Below are 17,908 nucleotides of genomic sequence, written 5' to 3' on the forward strand. Positions count from 1 at the left end.
CCAGAAGTAGTACCCGAGTACTCCCCCTGGTACAGTTCGGCCCGTCCGGGCTCCGGCCCCGATCGGTCAGGCCACGGGTCAGGCGTTGTGGCGCAGGCGGTTCGCCGTGAGGCGAGACCGTCCACGACGCGGCCAGGCCGGCCGACCGGGCAGCGCGCCCGGCACCCGCTGTACCAGGGAGGGGTCGCCGTGCCGGTCGAGCGTCTGTTGCCGTCGGACGAGGCGCGTGAGCTGGTCGAGCTCGCCGCCGAGATCTGCGCCAAGGAGCTGGAGCCCCGCACGGCGCAGGACGAGGCCGAGGCCCGCTTCCCCCGCGAGGTGTTCCGGACGCTCGGGCAGGCCGGGCTGCTGAGCCTGCCCTACCCGGAACGCTTCGGCGGCGGGGAGCAGCCCTACGAGGTGTACCTGCAGGTCCTCGAGGAGATCGCCTACCGGTCGGCGTCGGTCGCCGTCGGGGTGAGCGTCCACTCGTTGTCCTGCTACCCGCTGGCGACCTTCGGCACCCCGAAGCAGCAGGCCGAGCACCTGCCGCGGATGCTGGCCGGTGACCTGCTCGGCGCCTACTGCCTGTCCGAGCCGCATGCCGGTTCCGATCCGGCGGCCCTGCGCACCACCGCCACTCCCCCGACCACGACCGGCGGCGACTACGTCCTGTCCGGCACCAAGGCCTGGGTGACCCACGGCGGCGCGGCCGACTTCTACACCGTGTTCGCCCGCACCGGCGAGGGCCGGGGCGGCATCTCCTGCTTCCTCGTGGACGCCAGCACTCCCGGCCTGATCGTCTACCCGCCCGAGCGCAAGATGGGCCTGACCGCCTCGCCCACCACCCAGATCGGGTTCGAGGACGCGCCGGTCGCCGACTCCCGCCTGGTCGGGGTCCCCGGGCAGGGCCTGCCGATCGCGCTGTCGGCGCTGGACTCCGGCCGTCTCGGGATCGCCGCCGCCGCGACCGGCCTGGCCCAACGGGCCCTCGACGACGCCATCGCCTACGCCCGCGAGCGCGAGGCGTTCGGCCGCCCGATCATCGACCACCAGGGGCTCGGCTTCCTGCTCGCCGACATGGCCGCCGCCGTCGAGTCCTCACGGGCGACGATGCTGACCGCGGCCCGGCTGCGCGACGCCGGCCGCCCGTTCTCGAAGGCCGCCAGCATCGCCAAGCTGGTCGCCACCGACGCCGCCATGAAGGTCACCGAGGACGCCGTCCAGGTCTTCGGCGGCGCCGGCTACACCAAGGACTATCCGGTCGAGCGCTACATGCGCGAGGCCAAGGTCATGCAGATCTTCGAAGGCACCAACCAGATCCAGCGGCTGGTGATCAGCCGGCACCTCGCGCGGGCCTGATCTGCCTGCGTATTCGCAGGTCACAGTCCCCCGCCGGGCTCCGGAAGGTCGACGTCCGGTCGCGGGACGCTGTTCTCGGGTGTCTGGTTCGGTCCGGTTGTAGCCGGCGGCGTCCGGCTCTCTGTGACCACAGTGTGGACGCGATCTTGGTCCGAGCAGCACGCGGACGCTGTGCCCGGCCCACTCGGGGACCTGCCTGGGTCGGGCTCCGGGCAGGCCCACCGAGGCGTCGTAGTAGAGACAGCCCTCCGGCTGGTCACTGGGTGAGTCGGCGTTCGGACTATGTCGGCGATGTGCAGACGTGACGGCGGCTGGTGCTGCCTGTGGCAGGCTGTCCGCATGGTCACGGGGGGAGGCTGGCCGGATGCGGTCCGGACCGGTGATGTTGCCGATTTCTTCGTGTCGTACGCGTCCGCGGACGAGGCGTGGGCGCAGTGGGTCGGCTGGCAGCTGGAGGCCGGCGGCTGCGGCTGTCGGACGTCCGCGACCGAACCGCGCCCCGCCCGCTCGGCGCCACACCCACCGATGCCGACAGCCGGGTCAGCTCGGTGGCGTTCGGCCCGGACGGCCTGCTCGCCTCCGGCAGCGACGACGGCGCCGTCCGGCTGTGGGACACCAGCGTGCTCCAATACCTGCGGAACTCGGCAGTCCAGGTGGCCTGCCAACGCGCCGGCCGGGGCCTGAACGAGCAGGAATGGACCCGCTACCTGGCCACCGAGCCATACCGGAACACCTGCCCCGACCAGCCGTCATCCTGACCCACCGGCCGATGCCGTCAACACCGTGGACAACGGCGGCTCGTGAGGACGTCAGCCTCCTGGCCACGGTCGAGGGATCTCTGCCCGGCGTGCCTTCACAGCTGACCCACGCGACGGCGTGACGTCAGGTGGGGCGGCGCGTCCTGCCGGCGGAGGGGGCGGGGTTTCCTCGGCGGTTGGCGCCGGGTCGCGCGCCGGAGTCCCGGCCGGGCCGTTCGGGGCGCAGGTTGAGGGGCTGGCCGGCGATGCGGGTGCGGGTCAACGCCCGCTGGGCATCCTTGCTCAGGTCGGCGGGGAGTTCGACAAGGCTGTAATCAGCCCGGATGTCGATACGGCCGAAGTCCGCGCGGTCCAGGCCGCCCTCGTTGGCGAGCGCCCCGACGATCTGGCCCGGGGTGACCCGCTGGTAATGCCCGACCCCGATCCGGTAGGAGGCATAGACCGGCCGTGGTCTGCCCGCGCCGCGGGCGGGCTTCTCACGGGCAGGCGGGGCGGTGTCCGGTGGGAGGAGGAACTCCCCCGGTTCCTGGCGGGTCATCACGGCCAACGCCGCGGCGATGTCGGCGAGCGGCACGTCATGCTCGCCGACGTAGCCAAGGACCAGGTCCCTGAACACGGCGTGGGCTGGCGCGTCGAGCGCGGCGGTGATCGCGTCGTGGAACTTCGCGACCCGCCGGGCGTTCACATCCGCCGGGGTGGGCAGTTCCATCTCGGTGAGCGGCTGACGGGTCGCCTTCTCGATCGCGGCGAGCAGACCCTTTTCCCTGGGGGTGACGAGCAGCAGCGCCTCACCGCTGCGCCCGGCGCGGCCGGTACGGCCGATGCGGTGGACGTACGACTCCGGGTCGGTGGGGATGTCGTAGTTGACGACGTGGGTGATCCGTTCGACGTCGAGGCCGCGGGCGGCGACGTCCGTGGCGACGAGCAGGTCGAGAGTGCCGTCGCGGAGCTGGGCGATGAGCTTCTCACGCTGCGGCTGGCTGAGGTCGCCGTTGATCGCCTCGGTGGCGAACCCGCGGCTGCGCAGCCGCTCGGCGACGTCCTCCGTCGCCGACTTCGTCCGCACAAAAATGATCATCGCTTCGAACGGCTCGACTTCGAGGACCCGCGTGAGCGCGTCCATCTTGCGCGGCCCGGCGACGGTCAGGAACCGTTGCCGGGTGTTCGCGGCGGTGACGGTCCGGGCCCTGACGGTGATCTCGACCGGGTCACGCAGATACTGCCGGGAGATGCGGCGGATCGGCGCGGGCATCGTCGCGGAGAACAGCGCGACCTGCTTGGCATCTGGGGTGTCGGCGAGGATCCGGTCGACCTCCTCCTGGAAGCCCATCCGGAGCATCTCGTCGGCCTCATCGAGGACCAGCATGCGCAGGCCGCCCAGGTCGAGTGTCCCGCGTTCCAGGTGGTCGATAACCCGCCCGGGAGTGCCGACGACGACCTGCGCGCCGCGGCGGAACCCGGCCAGCTGGGGCGCATAGGCCTGCCCTCCGTAGACGGGCAGCACATGCAGGCCGGTGAGGTGGTGGGCGTACCGGCCGAACGCCTCGGCGACCTGCAGGACCAGTTCCCGGGTCGGCGCGAGCACCAGCGCCTGGGTGGCGGTGCTGCGCGCGTCGATCCTGGACAGGATCGGGAGAGCGAACGCAGCGGTCTTGCCGGTCCCGGTCTGGGCGAGCCCGACGACGTCGCGGCCGTCGAGCAGGGCGGGGATCGTGCCGGCCTGGATCGGCGACGGCACCTCGTAGCCGAGTTCGGTGAGGGCCCGCAGGACTGGGGAACCAAGCCCTAGATCATGGAACGTCGGCTGGTCTTCGGACTCGGTCACACCTGAGAATACGGTTCCGGCACGGCAGCCTGGTGAAACCGGGGCTCAGGCGCCCGGGCCGCCCTCCGGCGCACCACCCAGCCCGCAAGGCACATTGAGGGTGGGCGGATGGATGGCGAGGGCGGACCGCGGCTCGAACTGCTGGCCGACGATGACCGTCCCGCTGGCTGGCTGATGCTGATGGACCAGGTCCGGCAGTCCTACGTCGATCCGCGCTGACACCGCCTTTGACTTTGACGGTATTCCCGGTGGCGAATGTCGCGAGCGCGACCGAACGAGCTGGCGTCCGAGACGCGACTGCGGCGGGACGCTTCGCGCGCCGCGACCTGCACTGGTTACATGACGGTTTCCACGCCCTCGCCTATGCATGCGCACGCACAGGCCGGCGCCCGCACCGGTCGTCAGCCACGGCAGCGTGGCGACGGCCGGCGGGCCGCCTCCCCATGCTCGCGCCGAGCCATCCGGCGGGCCGCCCCGGTGATCCGCGAGCTGAGGCCCGACGACGGGACGATCCTCGACGAGGTGTTCGCCGGCCTGTCCGAACGCAGCCGCTACCTGCGGTTCCACTCGCCGCTGCACCGGCTCTCCGACCGGTTCCGCGCGACGCTGCTGGACGTCGACGGCCGCGACCGGCTGGCGCTCGTCGCTCTTGTCTGCACCCCGGACGGCCCTCGCCCGGTCGGCATCGTCCGTCTCTCGCGCACCGGCCCCGGCGACGCGGACATCGCCATCGCCGTCGCTGACGCGATGCACCGCCAAGGCGTCGGCCGCCAGCTGCTGACCGCGCTCGGCGACCGGGCCGCCGAGCTCGGCCTGACGCGGCTGACCGCCGAGATCCTCCCCGAGAACACCGCCGCCGCGGCGCTCTTCCGCGCCGTCTTCCCGCACGGCCCCACCCGCCGGGGTGGCGGCATCCTCACCCTCACCTGCCACCCGGCCGAAGGTGCCCACCACTCGTCGTGAACGACCGAAACGACACCGCCGCGCGGACAAACACCGCCCCCATCGGCGCGGCCTTCCGGACCGCGCCCACGTGGCCTACGCCGGGCTGAACCGCTTCGCCAGCGCGCTGAGCGTGGCCGAGATCCCGTCGCCGTTCCTCGCCGGGTAGCCGAAGACCTCGAGGGCCCTCGCGCCGCGCGCACGGGTGTAGTCGAACGTCTCGGTCACCCGCGTCGCGCCCGCACCGACCTCCTCAAGTTCCCACCGCCAGCGGTGACCGAGCGGGTGACGCCACTCGATCACACGGCCCTCCCCGAACTCCGTCACGGTCGACGTGATCCGATACGGAAAGCCGAACTGCCTCATCCCCACGCTGAAGCGAGCCCCTTCGCTGAGACGGTCAGGACCAGTGACCCGCGAGTCCCGCACGGTCCCCGAACCATCCAGCTCCGGGTGACGCCGCGGATCAGCGACCAGATCGAAGATCAGGACAGCGGGCGCCGACACCACCGTCCGTCGAGCAACCTTGCGTTCCCCGACCGAGACAGCCGTCACCACAGCGTCCGACATGGATCTACTGTAGGCACGGGCCCCAGGGCGGCGTCAGGTCGCCCACGGGCACGATCAGCCCGTTCCTCGATGGGTCGTCCGTCGATGTCCGTCATCAGCGCGACGATCCGCGGGCAGGCGACCGTGGCGTTCCTACGCTTCTGGCGGAGCAACGATGCACGGTCCGTGGGACGCCCCGCAGGCCGAACGCCCAGATCAGCTCCGCGTTGGGTTGCGAGTGTCCCGCCCCCGCCCGGCTGGAGGAGTTCGTGGTGGTCCCCTTCTCGTCGTTCGCGTGCCGCCTGGTCCCGGTGGCAGCGGCTGTCGCCGCGGTCGTCGCTGTCGCGAGCTGTTCTGGCGATGTCGACGCGCCAGCCACAGCTGGAACGGCCTCATCGCGGCCAGCCTCGTCGGACCCGACAACGGCCGAACCCGGAAAAGGTGCGACGGGCGCGCCAGCGGCCAGCGGGGCGGCATCGACGCCACTCGGGGCGCCGCCAGCCGGGGCGCACCCGGCGGTCGATGGCGATGTCGATGGTGACGGCCGGCCCGACGTGCTGAGCGTCAGCGGTACCCAGCTGCTCGTCCACTACTCCGGCGGCGGGACGGACAGCGTCGCCTTCCAGGCCGGCGACCCCACCAGCGCGCGCCTCCTCGGCGCCTCTGACGCCGACTCCGACGGACACGCCGAGGTGTTCGTCCAGGTTGACCAGGGGGCCGCGCAGCAGGTCTCGACGCTCTTCCGGTACGTCGGCGGCCACCTGCGCCTGGTCACCCTCGACGGCAAGCAGGCCACCCTGGCGTACGGGGGCTCGACCGGGTACGTCGCTTCCTGGTCCTGCCGGCCGTCGTCGTCACCGAACGCCGCGCTGGCCACCGCGACGGGGCCGAGCACCGGCCCGAACGTCTACAAGCTCACGGTGACCAACTACCAGTTCGACGGCACACGGCTGGTGACCCTGTCGACCAGGACCCTCGCGCCAGCCGGCCTTGACACGCTGCCGATCGACCATGACGCGGTGTCGGGCAAGGCTGGCTGCGGCCCCGTCCTGCTAGGCCAATGAGCCTGCCTGCTCTCACACCGCGCGCGTAGAACCGGCGCACCGGCCGTCGCGGCGCATGTCGGCGAGGCGCATAAGCTGCTGATCGCCAACGGATACCCGTCGGCGCCGCTCCCGGGCAGGAGACGACTTGTCCGCCACGCCGTCGCGGTCGCCGGTCAGCGGACCCTACGACGACGCGTTCGCCACGCTGCTGGCGGAGAGCTACCAGCGTGTTGTCGGCACTGCGCCGCCGTTCAGCGAGAACAGGCTGGCTACCGCCCGCTGGCTGTACGCCGACGCGCCGTTCGGGGTCCTGGCACACGACGGCGCGGCCGACCCACGCTTCGTCTACGCGAACGCCACCGCGCTGCGGATCTTCGGGTACAGCTGGGACGAGATGGTCGGAATGCCGTCACGGCTGTCCGCTCCCCCGGCCGACCGCGGCGAGCGCGAGACGCTGATGAAAGGCGTCCTGCGTGGCGGGTACACGAACGACTACCGCGGCCGGCGGGTCACCCGGTCCGGGCGCCACTTCTGGATCGAGGACGCGACGGTCTGGAACATCGTGGATCACGAGGGCACGCTGCGGGGGCAGGCCGCCCTCATCCGCGCGTGGACCGACGCCTGACCAAACCTCAGGTGGATGCGCGGCGACCAGTCCGGGAGTGCGTGAGGACGTGCTGACCGAGGACTTGTGGAGCGGCTCGCGCCGCCGTTGCCCGAGCGGCCGCCACGCGCACGGCCGTCAGGGCCCGCCAAGCTGGTCCTGGTGGATCGCCTGGCGCGCGACCGCGGTGCCGGGCATGGTGGGCTTTGGGGGCTTGCTGTTCGGCCGGTCGACCTTCCGCACCCAGGAGCGCGCGCTGGCGCCCAGGCGCTGCTCGATCTCGGGCTCGCTGAGGCCGACGAGATCCAGGCCGGGAATCTCGGTCAGGATCTCGGCTGGCTCACAGTCCCGGATGCGGACCGTCGCGATGGTGCTCCAGAAACGGTCCGGGTCATGCTCCCATTCACGCTTCCACACCTCGCCGAACGGGTTCGACTTCAGATAGTCCGGCGAGAGGATGACCAGCCACCGCCGCGAGAGCCTCATAATCCCGGTCATCTCGGCGGTGTCGGCGTAGCTCAGGTCGCCGAGGTAGACCCGATAGCCTTCGTCGGTCAGCAGGGAGGCGATCCATTCGGCCCAGTTCGACTCGGCACGCACCGCGGAGATGAAGAAGTCATAGCGCGCCAGCTCCAGGATCCTGCGCCGGCCCTGGGCGAGCGCTCCGTTCCGGAGGCTGAGGTTGACCTCACGCCAGAACGCGGCCGGGGACGACTGCCGCGCGGCCGGGTTCGCCTGGTCCGGCGACAGGAGCCGCATGTTCAGCCCGGCCTCCCGGAGGACATTCAGCGCGCTGGTCCGCCCGTCATAGATTTCCGCCAGCCCCGCCAGCTCAGCGTCGGTCAGGAAGTCGACGGGTGACGTCGCGGCGGCGCCTCCCGTGTTCAGGAGCCAGGCCTGGCTCCTGAAGTTCCGCACCTCCACGTCGACCTTCCGGTAGTCCCCCGGCCGGAGTCCCTGCTCGCCGTTGAGCACCGCGCCCTTGAACATCTCGGGTGACATGATCAGAGCAAGGTCGACGGACGGCTGGTCCCTGACCACGTTCTTGAGCGGGGCGGCTTCGAGGAGCCGGGCGCACTCGTCTACCGGGTCCCCGCTCCAGCTGTCGTCGAAGTCCACGTCCCCGCAGTGCAGGGCGACGCGCAGGCGGATACGGCCGTCGCCGTGGCGGTAGCGGTTGTAGTATTCGAGCTGGACAGCGATCTTCGCCACGACGTCGGCGGCGACGACATCCTTGTGGATCCTGGAGCCGAGGAACGCGACGAAACCACCGTCACCGCGCTCCTGCCCGCCCGGGTCGGTGTGGTTGTCCGCGCCGATACGCGCCTTCTCGCAGGCCTTGCCGAGAATACTCGGCCAGGCCTGCTGAATTTCTTTCTTCTCGTGCGGGTCGCGGTCTGTGTACCCGACCACATCGAGGCCAAGGATGGTCACCGGCAGCCGCCGGTCGGCTCCCGGCGTGAACCATCCGGCCGGTGCGCCGCCCCCGTTTGACAACTATGCCACCCCCGGCGGTGCTGCCTGTCGGCCCTCGGTCCTCATCTGCTAAGCCCGGCCCGGGAACGGCGGTTTGATCTGCGGCCGGTAGGAGCTGTCGTCCACCGCGCGGCGGACCGCCAGCTGGAGATACGTTTTCGCGTCGTCCTCGTCTCGACCGACCAGGTCGATATACCGCACGCCTCCCAGCATTCCGTCCGGGTAGCACGGTGCGACCCGCACCGGGATCAGCTTTTGTCGGGCACCGGTCGCAGCCAACCCCATGGTGATCTGCCAGCTCGTGCGGAGGCGCTCGGAGCTGAGATAGGCCGGCGACAGAACCACGATTGTCCAGGTAGCGGAGTCGACCGCGTCCTTCAGGACGCCGACCGAGCTGTTGCCCGCGACAAGGTCCCAGGACTCGAGTCGCACCGTGTAGCCGTCCTCGGCCAGCTGCCAGGAGATCCAGTCGGCCCAGTTCGCGTCCTCCTCGGCGGCCGACACGAAGAAGTCCCACTTCTCGCCGGCCGCCGCGCGTCTCGGTGCCGTCCGCTCCGGGTCGGGCGCCGAGCCATCGGTCTGTTGCACCGCCGGATCGCCTGGCGCGGCGAAAGGCCCGGAGACAGCCCGGCCGAGTTGGACTACCTGGTCAGGGATCATGAGCCAGGCGCGGGCCCGGAACGCCTTCGCCTCCACCTCGACCTCGACCTCGCGATACAGCGTCGGGTCAAGCCCGCGCCTGCCGTGCGCAACGGCGGACCGGTACAGCTCGTCGGACAAGATTAGGCCGAGGTCCGCGTCCGGTCTCGTCTCCATCGCGGTTCGAAACGGGGCGGAATCGAGAAGTCTGACGGCAAGCACGATCGGTGCGCCGGACCAGCCGTACGCGCTCGGCACGACGTGCCCTTCATGAAGCGCCAGGCGGAGCCGGAGGCGGTCCTGGGAGCCGCGCGTCCCGTTGTGTTTCCGAAGGGCGGCCCGCAGCTCGTCCACGAGGCCCGACACGACACGCGAGACCGGCACCACCGACGGAATGAAGACGAGGAAGCCATCACCATGGTCCTGCGACTGGATCTGCCCTGACGGAATCCCAGCGGCCACGGCGGAGGTTGCGAGAAGCTCGGCCAGCGCCCTGTTCGTCGTGAGCCGGGCGATCAGGCCGTGCGCGCTGAAGCGGACGATGTCGATGGCCAGCACAGTGCCGTGAACGGATTCCGGATAGGCGTCGGTGGACTCGCCGCCCGACACCACTCGGGAATTGCCGAGCCGCAGGCCGTCAGGAGCGATGGAAGAAGTGGTCGGCGCCGTGTCATTCGTGGCGGCGGTGCTCCGGAGGTCGGCTAGCTGTCGAACGAACACCGGGTTCGCTGGGTAGTCTGCTGCGGCCCGAGCAAGAATTTTACGGCGTCCACCCGGGAACGCGCCCTGGTCGAGCAGCGCCGCGACCTGCTGCCAGTACCTCAGCGAGTAGTCGAAACCCGTCGGAAGTTGATACTGGTCGATACCGGCGGCCGCGAGCAGCTGGCTGGCCGCGACCGGGTTCCAGTAAACCCTCGCGAGCTCTTCGACCTCCTCGTCGCTAAGCCGCTCCGACATCCTCGCCCCCGTCCCGATGCGCCGGGTGTTTATGCTACCGCGTTGCGTGTCCCATCTTGATCGGCTCGCGGGACTCGTCCAAGGCGCCCAGCTCACCCTCAGCTCTTTGGTGGCGGCCAAGGCCGGCGGGCTTGGCCCGAACGGCTTTGGCCGCAATCCGCGGGGAGACCGGCCAGAATCGCACCAGCCGGGACCTCGCGCGTGGGGAGCGCTGAGCTGTGCTCGCTGGACGCCGCCGCGCACTCCCAGCGCCCCCCACGACGGTCGTCGTGCCGCGGCGGCGGCTGTTGGCGCTGGCACTGGCAGCCCAGGTCTTCCTGGTGGTGCCACCGCTCCCATGGCCTCACGGCATCCACGCCGGCCTGCAGATCGCACCAGGATGCCATGGCCCAGGCGTACCGGCTCTGGTCCACGATCGGCACGCCCAGGGCCTGGGTCCGCGTGACCGCCAGTCGGGCCTATGCCCGCCGGCTCCTGACCATCCGCGAGGTCCCAGTGAGCCCTCTCGACCTGACGGGCCCACCACCTCTGGTGAGCTCGATGCGGGCCTTGAGGAAGACACAGTCCTTGCCCTGCTTAGCCAACTGCCTCCCCGCCAGCGGCAGGTCATGGCCTTTGCCTTCGACGGTTACACCCCGAAAGAGACTGCCATCAGCCTCGGTATTCCCGCCGGGACGGTCCGGCTCTCCCTACACAAGGCCCGCGCAACGCTGGCCGCGCAACTAACCACACGTGATCTGTCTCGAGTGCCTACCGGCCGCAGTCATGATTGGCCAGTAACGGTGGCCGCCTCGCTGCGGTCACCGCGTCGCGAGGAAGCGCAGCAGCCGGTCGTAGGTGTTGGCGGAGGCGACGGCGTCGGCGGCGATCGTTCCGCCGAGGTTGGTGGTGAGGCCGGTCGAGGTCGTCGCGTTGGTGGACGTGACGCTGATGTATGGAACAGCGCCTCCGACGCTTGAACAGGCCACCCTCGGAGCCGCCGACGAGGACGACCCCTGCTCTGCGGGTGGTCGTATGTGCCGGAAGGAAGACGTCGCCGTGGATCCCGGTCGCGGCCGAGCGTTCGTCATGTTCGGTGACGCCTGTGGCGGAAGGGGTCTGCCTGCTCAGGGTCGTCGTGGCGACGGTCGTCCCGTCGACGGTTGCGCGGGGCGACGGTGAAGCCGGCCGTAGGCGGATGGAACAGCGACGCCGAGGTCGAGTGAGTTGGGATCATCAGTGCGAGCAGGCCCATCGGGTTGATCCCCGTGTAGCTGCCGCCGTGGAAGCCGCGGACAGCGACAGTGTTCCGCTGGGCGTCCCTGCCGACCTCTTCGTGATCCACATCGGCAACATCGACGCTCCGCGACCCCTCCCAACGGGGTCGCCAGGATCGGGCCCTTCGATCAGCCCTCCGGAGGCGCATCAACCGAGACGCCCGTGGGTGCGCCGGAGTTCACGGCGCCAACGAGCGACGCTCCGGCCCCGAACCACCACACCAACGCGATGACAACCGATACGGCTACCCCGACTGCCAGCCGCCGCGGCGTGAGACTCGCCGCCGTCACCGGCCCGGCCGCGCTGTTGGCCTCCGGCAGTTCGATCGCTCGGCCGGGTGCCCCTTCCAGGTTCGCACCGCCGGAGGAACGCCGCCGCGTGACCCACGGTAGCCCGGCAGCCCGGCCGGGAAGCCGTCGTAGGAACAGGCGCCCGAACGGGCTCACAATGAGACCCGGTCCGGAAAAGGCACCGATCCCGGCCAGGCCGGCCGACCAGCACACGCCTATCGAGAGCATGCCGAAGGAGACCAAGCCCAGCGCCAACTGGCCCACCACGACTCCACCGCGGGCCAGCTGGCCGATGGCCACGACGCCGGTGGCGACCTGCCCGATGGCAACCACGCCCGTCGCCAGCTGACCGACGGCCACCACACCGGTGGCGCTCTGGCCGACGGCGACGATCCCGGTCGCCTGGACGCCGATGGCGATCAGGCCGCCTGCCTGCGGTCCTACCGCCATGATCTGCACGCCGGAAGCATACGGAGGCCGCGGAGGCGGCGGCGGCGGGCGTAGAGCGGCCAAAGCAGGGCGGACCTATTCCGGCAGGTCACTCGGCTGTCGGGCGACGTGACCGAAGCCGGCTACGGTGACCGGGGTGGACATTCCTGCCGGTTCGGCTGCGTTGGAGTGGCAGCGTGGGCTGCCGCGTAAGCGGATGGCCGCCGCGGTCATCCTCGTGGACGACGCCGACCGGGTCCTGATCGTGCGGCCGACCTACCGGCCAGGCTGGGACCTCCCGGGCGGTGTCGTCGAACAGGATGAATCGCCTCATGCGGCGGCGCGCCGGGAGTTGTTCGAGGAACTGGGCCTCGACCGGCCAGTCGGTGGCCTTCTCGCGGTCGACTGGGTGCCAGCGACGGCCGAACGCACCGAGGGACTGATCCTCGTGTTCGACGGCGGGCCGCTGACCGCGATCGACACCGCGGCGATCCAGCTGCAGGCCGACGAACTCGCCGCCTGGAGGTTCGCAGCGATCGACCAACTGCCCGGATTGATGGTGCCGCTGCTGGCCCGACGGGTCACCGTCTGCCTCGCGGCCCGCACGACTGGTGTGACCGCCTACCTAGAAGACGGCACACCGCTGCGCTGACCCCGGCACCCACTGAGGGGTCATCCCCGCCGGCCGGCGCCGAGACCTACTGGTGCACACCGCCGGAAACACCGATCACGACCCAGCCCCCTGCGGCAGCCTGCATCGTGATCTTGAAACAGTCCCCGGTAGCGAGTGAACCTACGAGCCCAGTCGTGGTACCTGCGGCACGATAAGAGGTGAAGATGTGGCCGTGACCTCCTCGCAGCGGGCTCGCAACTTTGACCCCGAGCCGGACCCGGCGGCCATCGCGAGTCCGCCCGCCGAGGCCGCTGGCTCTCTGGGCGCGCCGGGGTCCGCCCCTGATCACCGCTACCTCCTGGACAACGCCCAGGCCGAGGCGGGCGAGCGGTTCGTCGCGCTGGGCGAGCTGTTCGACGCCGTGACGCGCGGGCACTTCGACCGCCTGGGGGTGGGGCCGGGCTGGCGGTGCTGGGAGGTGGGGGCCGGAGGCCGCAGCATCCCCGAGGCGCTCGCCGAGGCCGTAGGACCGACGGGGTACGTCCTGGCGACGGACATCAATCCAGCGTGGCTGGACCCGCACGGGGCCTACGAGGTTCGCCGGCACGACATCGTCGCGGATCCGCCGCCGGGGATGTTTGACCTGGTGCACGCCCGGCTCGTCCTCGTCCATGTGCCCGACCGCGCTCGGGCTCTGGCAACGATGGTGGCGGCGCTGCGGCCCGGCGGCTGGCTCCTGGTGGAGGACGCGGACACCGAGCTGCAGCCGTTGGTGTGCCTCGACGAAAGCGGCCCGGCGCAGCGGCGCGCGAATCGGCTGCGGCGCGCCTTCCGGGAGTTGATGACACGCCGCGGCGCCGATCTGCGCTACGGCCGTACGCTGCCGAGGACATTGCGCGAGGCCGGCCTGGTCGACGTCGCGGCGGCGGGCAGTTTTCCGGTCGGCGGCGCGGTCTGTGACCGCCTGGAGATCGCGACGATGCGGCAGGTCCGCGCCGAGTTGGTCGCCTCCCGGCTGGCCGATGAAGCCGAGATCGACGCGCACGTCGCGGCCGTCGGCGCCGGCGAGCTCGATCTCACCCTCGCACCGCTGATCTCGGCGTGGGGCCGTCGCCCCAACTAAGGCGATCTTGACGTGGGTTGAGGTCCTTCGGGAATCCGTGGTCGGGATTCTGGACCCATCCGGACTACGTCTGGCACCAGCTGGGTCGCTGACCGACTTCGCCGCGACGCCCTGCGACTTGGCTGCTTCTTCCACGAATACCGACGAGCACCCTCGGCACGCCCGCGACCAATCGGATCATTCACCTTGCACCATGCAGGGTGCCGTGCGGCATTTTTCGCGGACACGCCGGCCTGCTCGACACAAAGCGGATCAACAGAATACTTGGGCCGCTCCTGACTACGATCTCAGTCGATCACTGCCGATCAAGGTCTGCCGAATGCCGGCCGCGCCGAGATCCGTGCAGGTCGCTTCTGAATCGGAGGCCCGATGTCCTCGGACCTGGGACATTCATCCCCGTTTCTCCACGAGAAGGGCGGGCAGCGCAGGACGCGGGCGCGCGCGCTCCGGGCCGTTCCGGCCGCCGCGCTGGTGTTCACGGTCCTTGCCGTGCCCGGCCAGGCGGAAGCTCTCGGGGACCCCAAGATCTACGTGGCCAACAGCTCGGGAAACTCGGTTTCCGTGGTGGACGCCGGCAGCAACACGGTGGTCGCCACCATTCCCGTCACCGAGCCATACGACGTCGCCACCACCAGCTCTCCCACTCCCCGGGCCTATGTCACCAGCTCCGCGGGCACCGTGACGGTCATCGACACGACTCGCGACGTCATCGTCGGAACCATTCCGGTCGGCGGTCAGCCCACCGGGGTGGCGATCTCCAACGACCTCAGGCGTGCCTACGTCACCAACTACGCGGCGCCCTTCGTGACCGTGATCGACACGACGACGAACTCCGTGGTCGGCACCATCCCGCTCGGGGCGACCTCGATGGACATCGCCATCCTGGACGCCAGGACCTACCACGTCGCTTACGTCACGAACTACGAGGAGGGCACCCTCTCGGTCATCGACCTCACCCACAACACCGTCGCCGGAGCGATCCCGGTCGGCCTTTTCCCCGATGGCGTGGCCGCGAGCGACGATCTGTCCAGTCCGCGGGTGTACGTCGCCAACTCCGGCGAGACAACCCTGACGGTCCTCGACGCCAGGCTCGGCATCACGACCGTCAACCTCGGCACTCACGCCCTCCCCAGGAGCCTGGCCATTGACACCGACGCGTTCGACCCGCGGGTGTATGTCGCCGGTCCCGCCCTCCAGCAGACCGCCTTTCCCACCGTCACCTTCTATCAGGACGCCGTCGCCGTCATCGACGCCGACACCAACACCGTGGTCCGCCGATTCGACAGCCCTTCGGCGACGGCCGTCGCGATCTCCGAAGGCCTCGCCAGCCCGCGCCTCTATGTCCTGACCAGCGATCCGGACGTCATGAGAGTGCTCGATCCGGCGACCGGCTCTACCGTCGCCACCGTCCCCGTCGGCGCCGGGCCCACCGCGCTGGCGATCCAGCCCTGACGCGGTGGGTTCACCCACCACGTCGAGCACAGCACCCGACGTATTTCCGCGCCGTGGCCGATGAACCGGACGAAGCCCGCGGCGGCCACCCAGCCCTCGTCGACTTTCCTACAGGTACGGGCCCTCAGGGCACGTCAATCGGGAGGCAGCCGGCGATGTGCTTCCACGGGATCGCCATCCCGTACCTGTCGCCGAGGTGGCCTCGGTACAGGCCGACGACCCGGCCGACGTCGTCGACGAGGACCGCCCCGGAATCGCCTCCCGCACCGATGGTCGGCTTCGGGCAGGCCGGATCGAGCCGCACGAGCAGGTAGGCGGGGGTGCGGCGTCCGGACGAGTCCCACGTCACGATCCGGTTGTACCCGATGATGTGTCCCCAGGTAAGTCCGGTGGTCCGCCCGCGCTTGGAGACCTTGACCAGGTTGTAGGGATCTATCTCCGGGATGTCCAGAACGGAGCCGGCGACCGGTCCTATCTCAAGAATCTCCAGCTCCGGAGTGATCGACTCGCGGAGCTCGAAGATTGCACAGTCGTAGTCCAGATTCCAGTCGGTCAGGCCCCCGATGACATTGGCCGGCTCAGGACTGCCCCCGGCGACGCGCGCGGGTTGGCAGACCGCGTCACCGATTCCATAGCCGGCGAAGCACAGCACATGCGCGCAGGTAAGCCCGCAGAGCACATCCCGTTCCGTGTGCCGGACCACCATGCCGAGCGTGCCACTGGAGCCGACGTCCAGGTCGCCGTTCTCAATCTCGCATCCGGCGATCAGTGGATCGTAACGCGCGAGATCGGGTAGAGCGTCGAGTTCGAGCCGACCCTCGAGAATATTGGTCGGATAGCCGTCGAAGTCGGTGGGCAGCTGGCCGTCCTCGACGCTCGAAAGATCATTGACATAGATCCGGATCGCATAGTCGGTGCTTAGCTCGTCCCCGTACTCCGCGAGGCCAACATCCCAGCCCGTGACGTCGGGTAACGCCAGAATCTCCTCGCTGTGGGCCTCGGCGACCTCAAACATCTCTTCCGGAACATCCACGTGAGACCTCATGTCAGGCGTACGTCGGGCATGCGACGCGACCGCTCGGCCGTCGCCGCTATACTGACGTAGTTGGTCCGGTTACGCTAGCCTTGGCGCCGGTCCGTGCGCGCGAACCGGCCGCCGGACGTCGGCGAACCCAGCCAATGAACGCCGGATGGCGCGGAGGCCAACAGATGACGATCATCCCGCAGGTCCGGCGGATCATTTTCAATGACGAAGAGATCGGTATGGGTTTCAACAGCCAGACAGGACTGGCTGTCGGCACCGCTCTCGAGGGTTTCACCGTCGGCACCCCGCCAGAGGCCAGCGGGCAGGAGGTCACCGCGTCGATCGACATGGTCAACTCCTACGAGCAGATGATGGAATCGCTCGGCATGTCGTTCGAGGCTCAGGGCCGTTACGGCTTCGTCTCCGGCTCGGCGAAGGCAACGTTCGCGGAGAACTCGAACTACAACTCCACGTCGACCTTTGTCGTTGCCCGGGTGATCGTGCAAAATCCACTCACGCGCGGGAAGAACTTCGCCGTGACACAGGCCGCGAAGGATCTGCTCACGGCGCTGCGGTTTGACGAGTTCCAGCGAGCCTTCGGCGACAGCTTCGTTCGCGGCATCCAGACAGGCGGCGAGTTCTTCGCCATCGTACGCATCACCTCGGTGTCAGAGAGTACTCAGACCGAACTGGCCGCCAGCCTCGCGGCCGAGGCGAACGGCCTGCTGGCCAGCGGCAGTTTCAAGGCATCCTTCACCAAGGCGTCGAGCGACGCGTCCACCCGCTCTGAATACATCGCGACGATGTACCAGAACGCCGGCTCGGGCATCACCATCGCTCCGACCGTCGAGATCGGCGAAGTCATCAGCCGACTGAAGGCGTTTCCCGAGATAGCGAAGAACAACCCGGCGGCCTATGAGACCGAGGTCGTCACGTACGACACCATCCCGTTGCCGCTCCCGACGGCGGAGGAGCGGGAGGACTTCGTCTTCGCACTCGCCGACGCGCGCGAGCGGAAGCTTCGCTATATCCAGACCCGCAACGATCTCGAATTCGCGCTGCGCAACTCCGCGTTCTTCGTGGACCTTCCGCCCACGAACGTTCTCCAGGCCGCCGTGGGCACCTACACCCAGCTCATCAACGCCGTCATGGGCCACGCGGTCAGACTCACGCGAGGCGAGATCACGCCGCCAAGGATCTTCGACCCGGCCGCCGTCACACCGCCGATCGTCGAGCCGGCCCCGATCACGCTCCGCCGGGCACCAGGCTCCCCCGCCGATCTTGTCGAAATACCCAACATGATCGGCCAGTACACGGGCGACGTGATAACAGATCCCTACTTCGACCAGCTCCGAAACGATCTGCAGCTGGTCTACACGAGGGGTCGGCCGGCGGTCGGCCCGGTGGACGGTGGCGGCATCATCTACGAGCAGCATCCTTCAGCTGGCCAGAAGGTAGCCAAAGGCTCACAGTTCGAGCTCGTGTTCACCACCGGCCCGTATGCCCCTGGTGGCGCGTAGAACGCCTGACGACGGGCCTGCGCCGCGCCCCCACCAGTTCGACATCGACGGGCCGCCATCGGG

General features: G+C 69.5%; 16 protein-coding genes and 2 pseudogenes. 11 read left to right on the top strand and 7 right to left on the bottom strand.

Going from position 1 to position 17,908, the window contains the following annotated elements; genetic code table 11:
• Positions 1-189: 189 nt before the first annotated feature.
• The 3 genes and pseudogenes from FRAEUI1C_RS19825 to FRAEUI1C_RS19830 all read left to right on the top strand — a co-directional run bounded on the left by FRAEUI1C_RS19825 (position 190) and on the right by FRAEUI1C_RS19830 (position 2,099).
• Positions 190-1,341 carry an acyl-CoA dehydrogenase family protein gene (locus FRAEUI1C_RS19825; protein WP_013425116.1) on the top strand — a complete coding sequence of 384 codons (1,152 nt, stop codon included), beginning with the start codon at positions 190-192 and terminating at the stop codon, positions 1,339-1,341.
• A gap of 339 nt (positions 1,342-1,680) precedes the next feature.
• Positions 1,681-1,791 (top strand): annotated as a pseudogene (locus tag FRAEUI1C_RS42310) (toll/interleukin-1 receptor domain-containing protein); the annotation flags it as partial.
• Complete coding sequence (locus tag FRAEUI1C_RS19830) at positions 1,776-2,099, top strand: WD40 repeat domain-containing protein (protein ID WP_041259532.1); 324 nt, start codon at positions 1,776-1,778, stop codon at positions 2,097-2,099. The pseudogene FRAEUI1C_RS42310 and the gene FRAEUI1C_RS19830, both read left to right, overlap by 16 nt.
• 124 nt (positions 2,100-2,223) lie before the next feature.
• Here FRAEUI1C_RS19830 and FRAEUI1C_RS19835 read toward each other — a convergent pair whose 3' ends face one another.
• Positions 2,224-3,924 carry a DEAD/DEAH box helicase gene (locus FRAEUI1C_RS19835; protein ID WP_013425117.1) on the bottom strand — a complete coding sequence of 567 codons (1,701 nt, stop codon included), beginning with the start codon at positions 3,922-3,924 and terminating at the stop codon, positions 2,224-2,226.
• 477 nt (positions 3,925-4,401) lie between these two features.
• Between FRAEUI1C_RS19835 and FRAEUI1C_RS19840 the strand changes: the two genes are divergently transcribed.
• On the top strand, positions 4,402-4,887 hold the full coding sequence (locus FRAEUI1C_RS19840; RefSeq protein ID WP_232425058.1) for a GNAT family N-acetyltransferase: 486 nt from the start codon (positions 4,402-4,404) through the stop codon (positions 4,885-4,887).
• A 75-nt stretch (positions 4,888-4,962) separates the two neighbouring features.
• Here FRAEUI1C_RS19840 and FRAEUI1C_RS42200 read toward each other — a convergent pair whose 3' ends face one another.
• Positions 4,963-5,436, bottom strand: coding sequence for an SRPBCC family protein (locus FRAEUI1C_RS42200; RefSeq protein WP_013425120.1), 474 nt, complete (start codon positions 5,434-5,436; stop codon positions 4,963-4,965).
• 290 nt (positions 5,437-5,726) lie between these two features.
• Here FRAEUI1C_RS42200 and FRAEUI1C_RS19850 point away from each other — a divergent pair, with 290 nt between their 5' ends.
• Both FRAEUI1C_RS19850 and FRAEUI1C_RS19855 read left to right on the top strand, forming a co-directional pair.
• Positions 5,727-6,479 (top strand): FG-GAP repeat domain-containing protein, encoded by a 753-nt coding sequence (locus FRAEUI1C_RS19850; protein WP_368411227.1) that lies wholly within the window; start codon positions 5,727-5,729, stop codon positions 6,477-6,479.
• 127 nt (positions 6,480-6,606) lie between these two features.
• Complete coding sequence (locus FRAEUI1C_RS19855; protein WP_013425122.1) at positions 6,607-7,086, top strand: MEKHLA domain-containing protein; 480 nt, start codon at positions 6,607-6,609, stop codon at positions 7,084-7,086.
• 117 nt (positions 7,087-7,203) lie between these two features.
• Here the strand turns inward: FRAEUI1C_RS19855 and FRAEUI1C_RS19860 are convergent, their stop codons facing one another.
• Both FRAEUI1C_RS19860 and FRAEUI1C_RS36515 read right to left on the bottom strand, forming a co-directional pair.
• Positions 7,204-8,499 (bottom strand): TIR domain-containing protein, encoded by a 1,296-nt coding sequence (locus FRAEUI1C_RS19860; protein ID WP_013425123.1) that lies wholly within the window; start codon positions 8,497-8,499, stop codon positions 7,204-7,206.
• A gap of 111 nt (positions 8,500-8,610) precedes the next feature.
• Positions 8,611-10,137, bottom strand: coding sequence for a toll/interleukin-1 receptor domain-containing protein (locus FRAEUI1C_RS36515; RefSeq protein WP_013425124.1), 1,527 nt, complete (start codon positions 10,135-10,137; stop codon positions 8,611-8,613).
• Between the two features lie 323 nt (positions 10,138-10,460).
• On the opposite strand from FRAEUI1C_RS36515, the pseudogene FRAEUI1C_RS41950 reads away from it, so the two are divergent.
• A pseudogene (locus FRAEUI1C_RS41950) lies at positions 10,461-10,850 on the top strand (RNA polymerase sigma factor); the annotation flags it as partial.
• 87 nt (positions 10,851-10,937) lie between these two features.
• Here FRAEUI1C_RS41950 and FRAEUI1C_RS41160 read toward each other — a convergent pair.
• A complete protein-coding gene (locus FRAEUI1C_RS41160; protein ID WP_013425125.1) occupies positions 10,938-11,105 on the bottom strand; it encodes a hypothetical protein in 168 nt (55 codons plus the stop codon).
• Between the two features lie 417 nt (positions 11,106-11,522).
• A complete protein-coding gene (locus FRAEUI1C_RS36520) occupies positions 11,523-12,143 on the bottom strand; it encodes a hypothetical protein (RefSeq protein WP_049806951.1) in 621 nt (206 codons plus the stop codon).
• Between the two features lie 127 nt (positions 12,144-12,270).
• On the opposite strand from FRAEUI1C_RS36520, the gene FRAEUI1C_RS19875 reads away from it, so the two are divergent.
• From FRAEUI1C_RS19875 to FRAEUI1C_RS19885, 3 genes are all read left to right on the top strand, one after another.
• On the top strand, positions 12,271-12,765 hold the full coding sequence (locus FRAEUI1C_RS19875; protein ID WP_041259534.1) for an NUDIX domain-containing protein: 495 nt from the start codon (positions 12,271-12,273) through the stop codon (positions 12,763-12,765).
• Positions 12,766-12,958: 193 nt separating this feature from the next.
• A complete protein-coding gene (locus FRAEUI1C_RS19880) occupies positions 12,959-13,849 on the top strand; it encodes a methyltransferase domain-containing protein (protein WP_232425059.1) in 891 nt (296 codons plus the stop codon).
• A 369-nt stretch (positions 13,850-14,218) separates the two neighbouring features.
• Positions 14,219-15,301, top strand: a complete 1,083-nt coding sequence (locus FRAEUI1C_RS19885; RefSeq protein WP_013425129.1) for a YncE family protein — start codon at positions 14,219-14,221, stop codon at positions 15,299-15,301.
• 124 nt (positions 15,302-15,425) lie between these two features.
• On the opposite strand, the gene FRAEUI1C_RS19890 is transcribed toward FRAEUI1C_RS19885, so the two are convergent.
• A complete protein-coding gene (locus tag FRAEUI1C_RS19890) occupies positions 15,426-16,334 on the bottom strand; it encodes a S1 family serine peptidase (protein WP_013425130.1) in 909 nt (302 codons plus the stop codon).
• A gap of 176 nt (positions 16,335-16,510) precedes the next feature.
• Between FRAEUI1C_RS19890 and FRAEUI1C_RS19895 the strand changes: the two genes are divergently transcribed.
• Positions 16,511-17,845 (top strand): PASTA domain-containing protein, encoded by a 1,335-nt coding sequence (locus tag FRAEUI1C_RS19895; protein WP_013425131.1) that lies wholly within the window; start codon positions 16,511-16,513, stop codon positions 17,843-17,845.
• Positions 17,846-17,908: the final 63 nt, after the last annotated feature.

The organism is Pseudofrankia inefficax (genome assembly GCF_000166135.1).
Taxonomy (GTDB): domain Bacteria; phylum Actinomycetota; class Actinomycetes; order Frankiales; family Frankiaceae; genus Pseudofrankia; species Pseudofrankia inefficax.

Coding starts and splice junctions, on each gene's coding strand:
- FRAEUI1C_RS19895 (WP_013425131.1), top strand. CDS start 16,511: ATGACGATCATCCCGCAGGTCCGGCGGATCATTTTCAATGACGAAGAG.
- FRAEUI1C_RS19885 (WP_013425129.1), top strand. CDS start 14,219: ATGTCCTCGGACCTGGGACATTCATCCCCGTTTCTCCACGAGAAGGGC.
- FRAEUI1C_RS36515 (WP_013425124.1), bottom strand. CDS start 10,137: ATGTCGGAGCGGCTTAGCGACGAGGAGGTCGAAGAGCTCGCGAGGGTT.
- FRAEUI1C_RS42200 (WP_013425120.1), bottom strand. CDS start 5,436: ATGTCGGACGCTGTGGTGACGGCTGTCTCGGTCGGGGAACGCAAGGTT.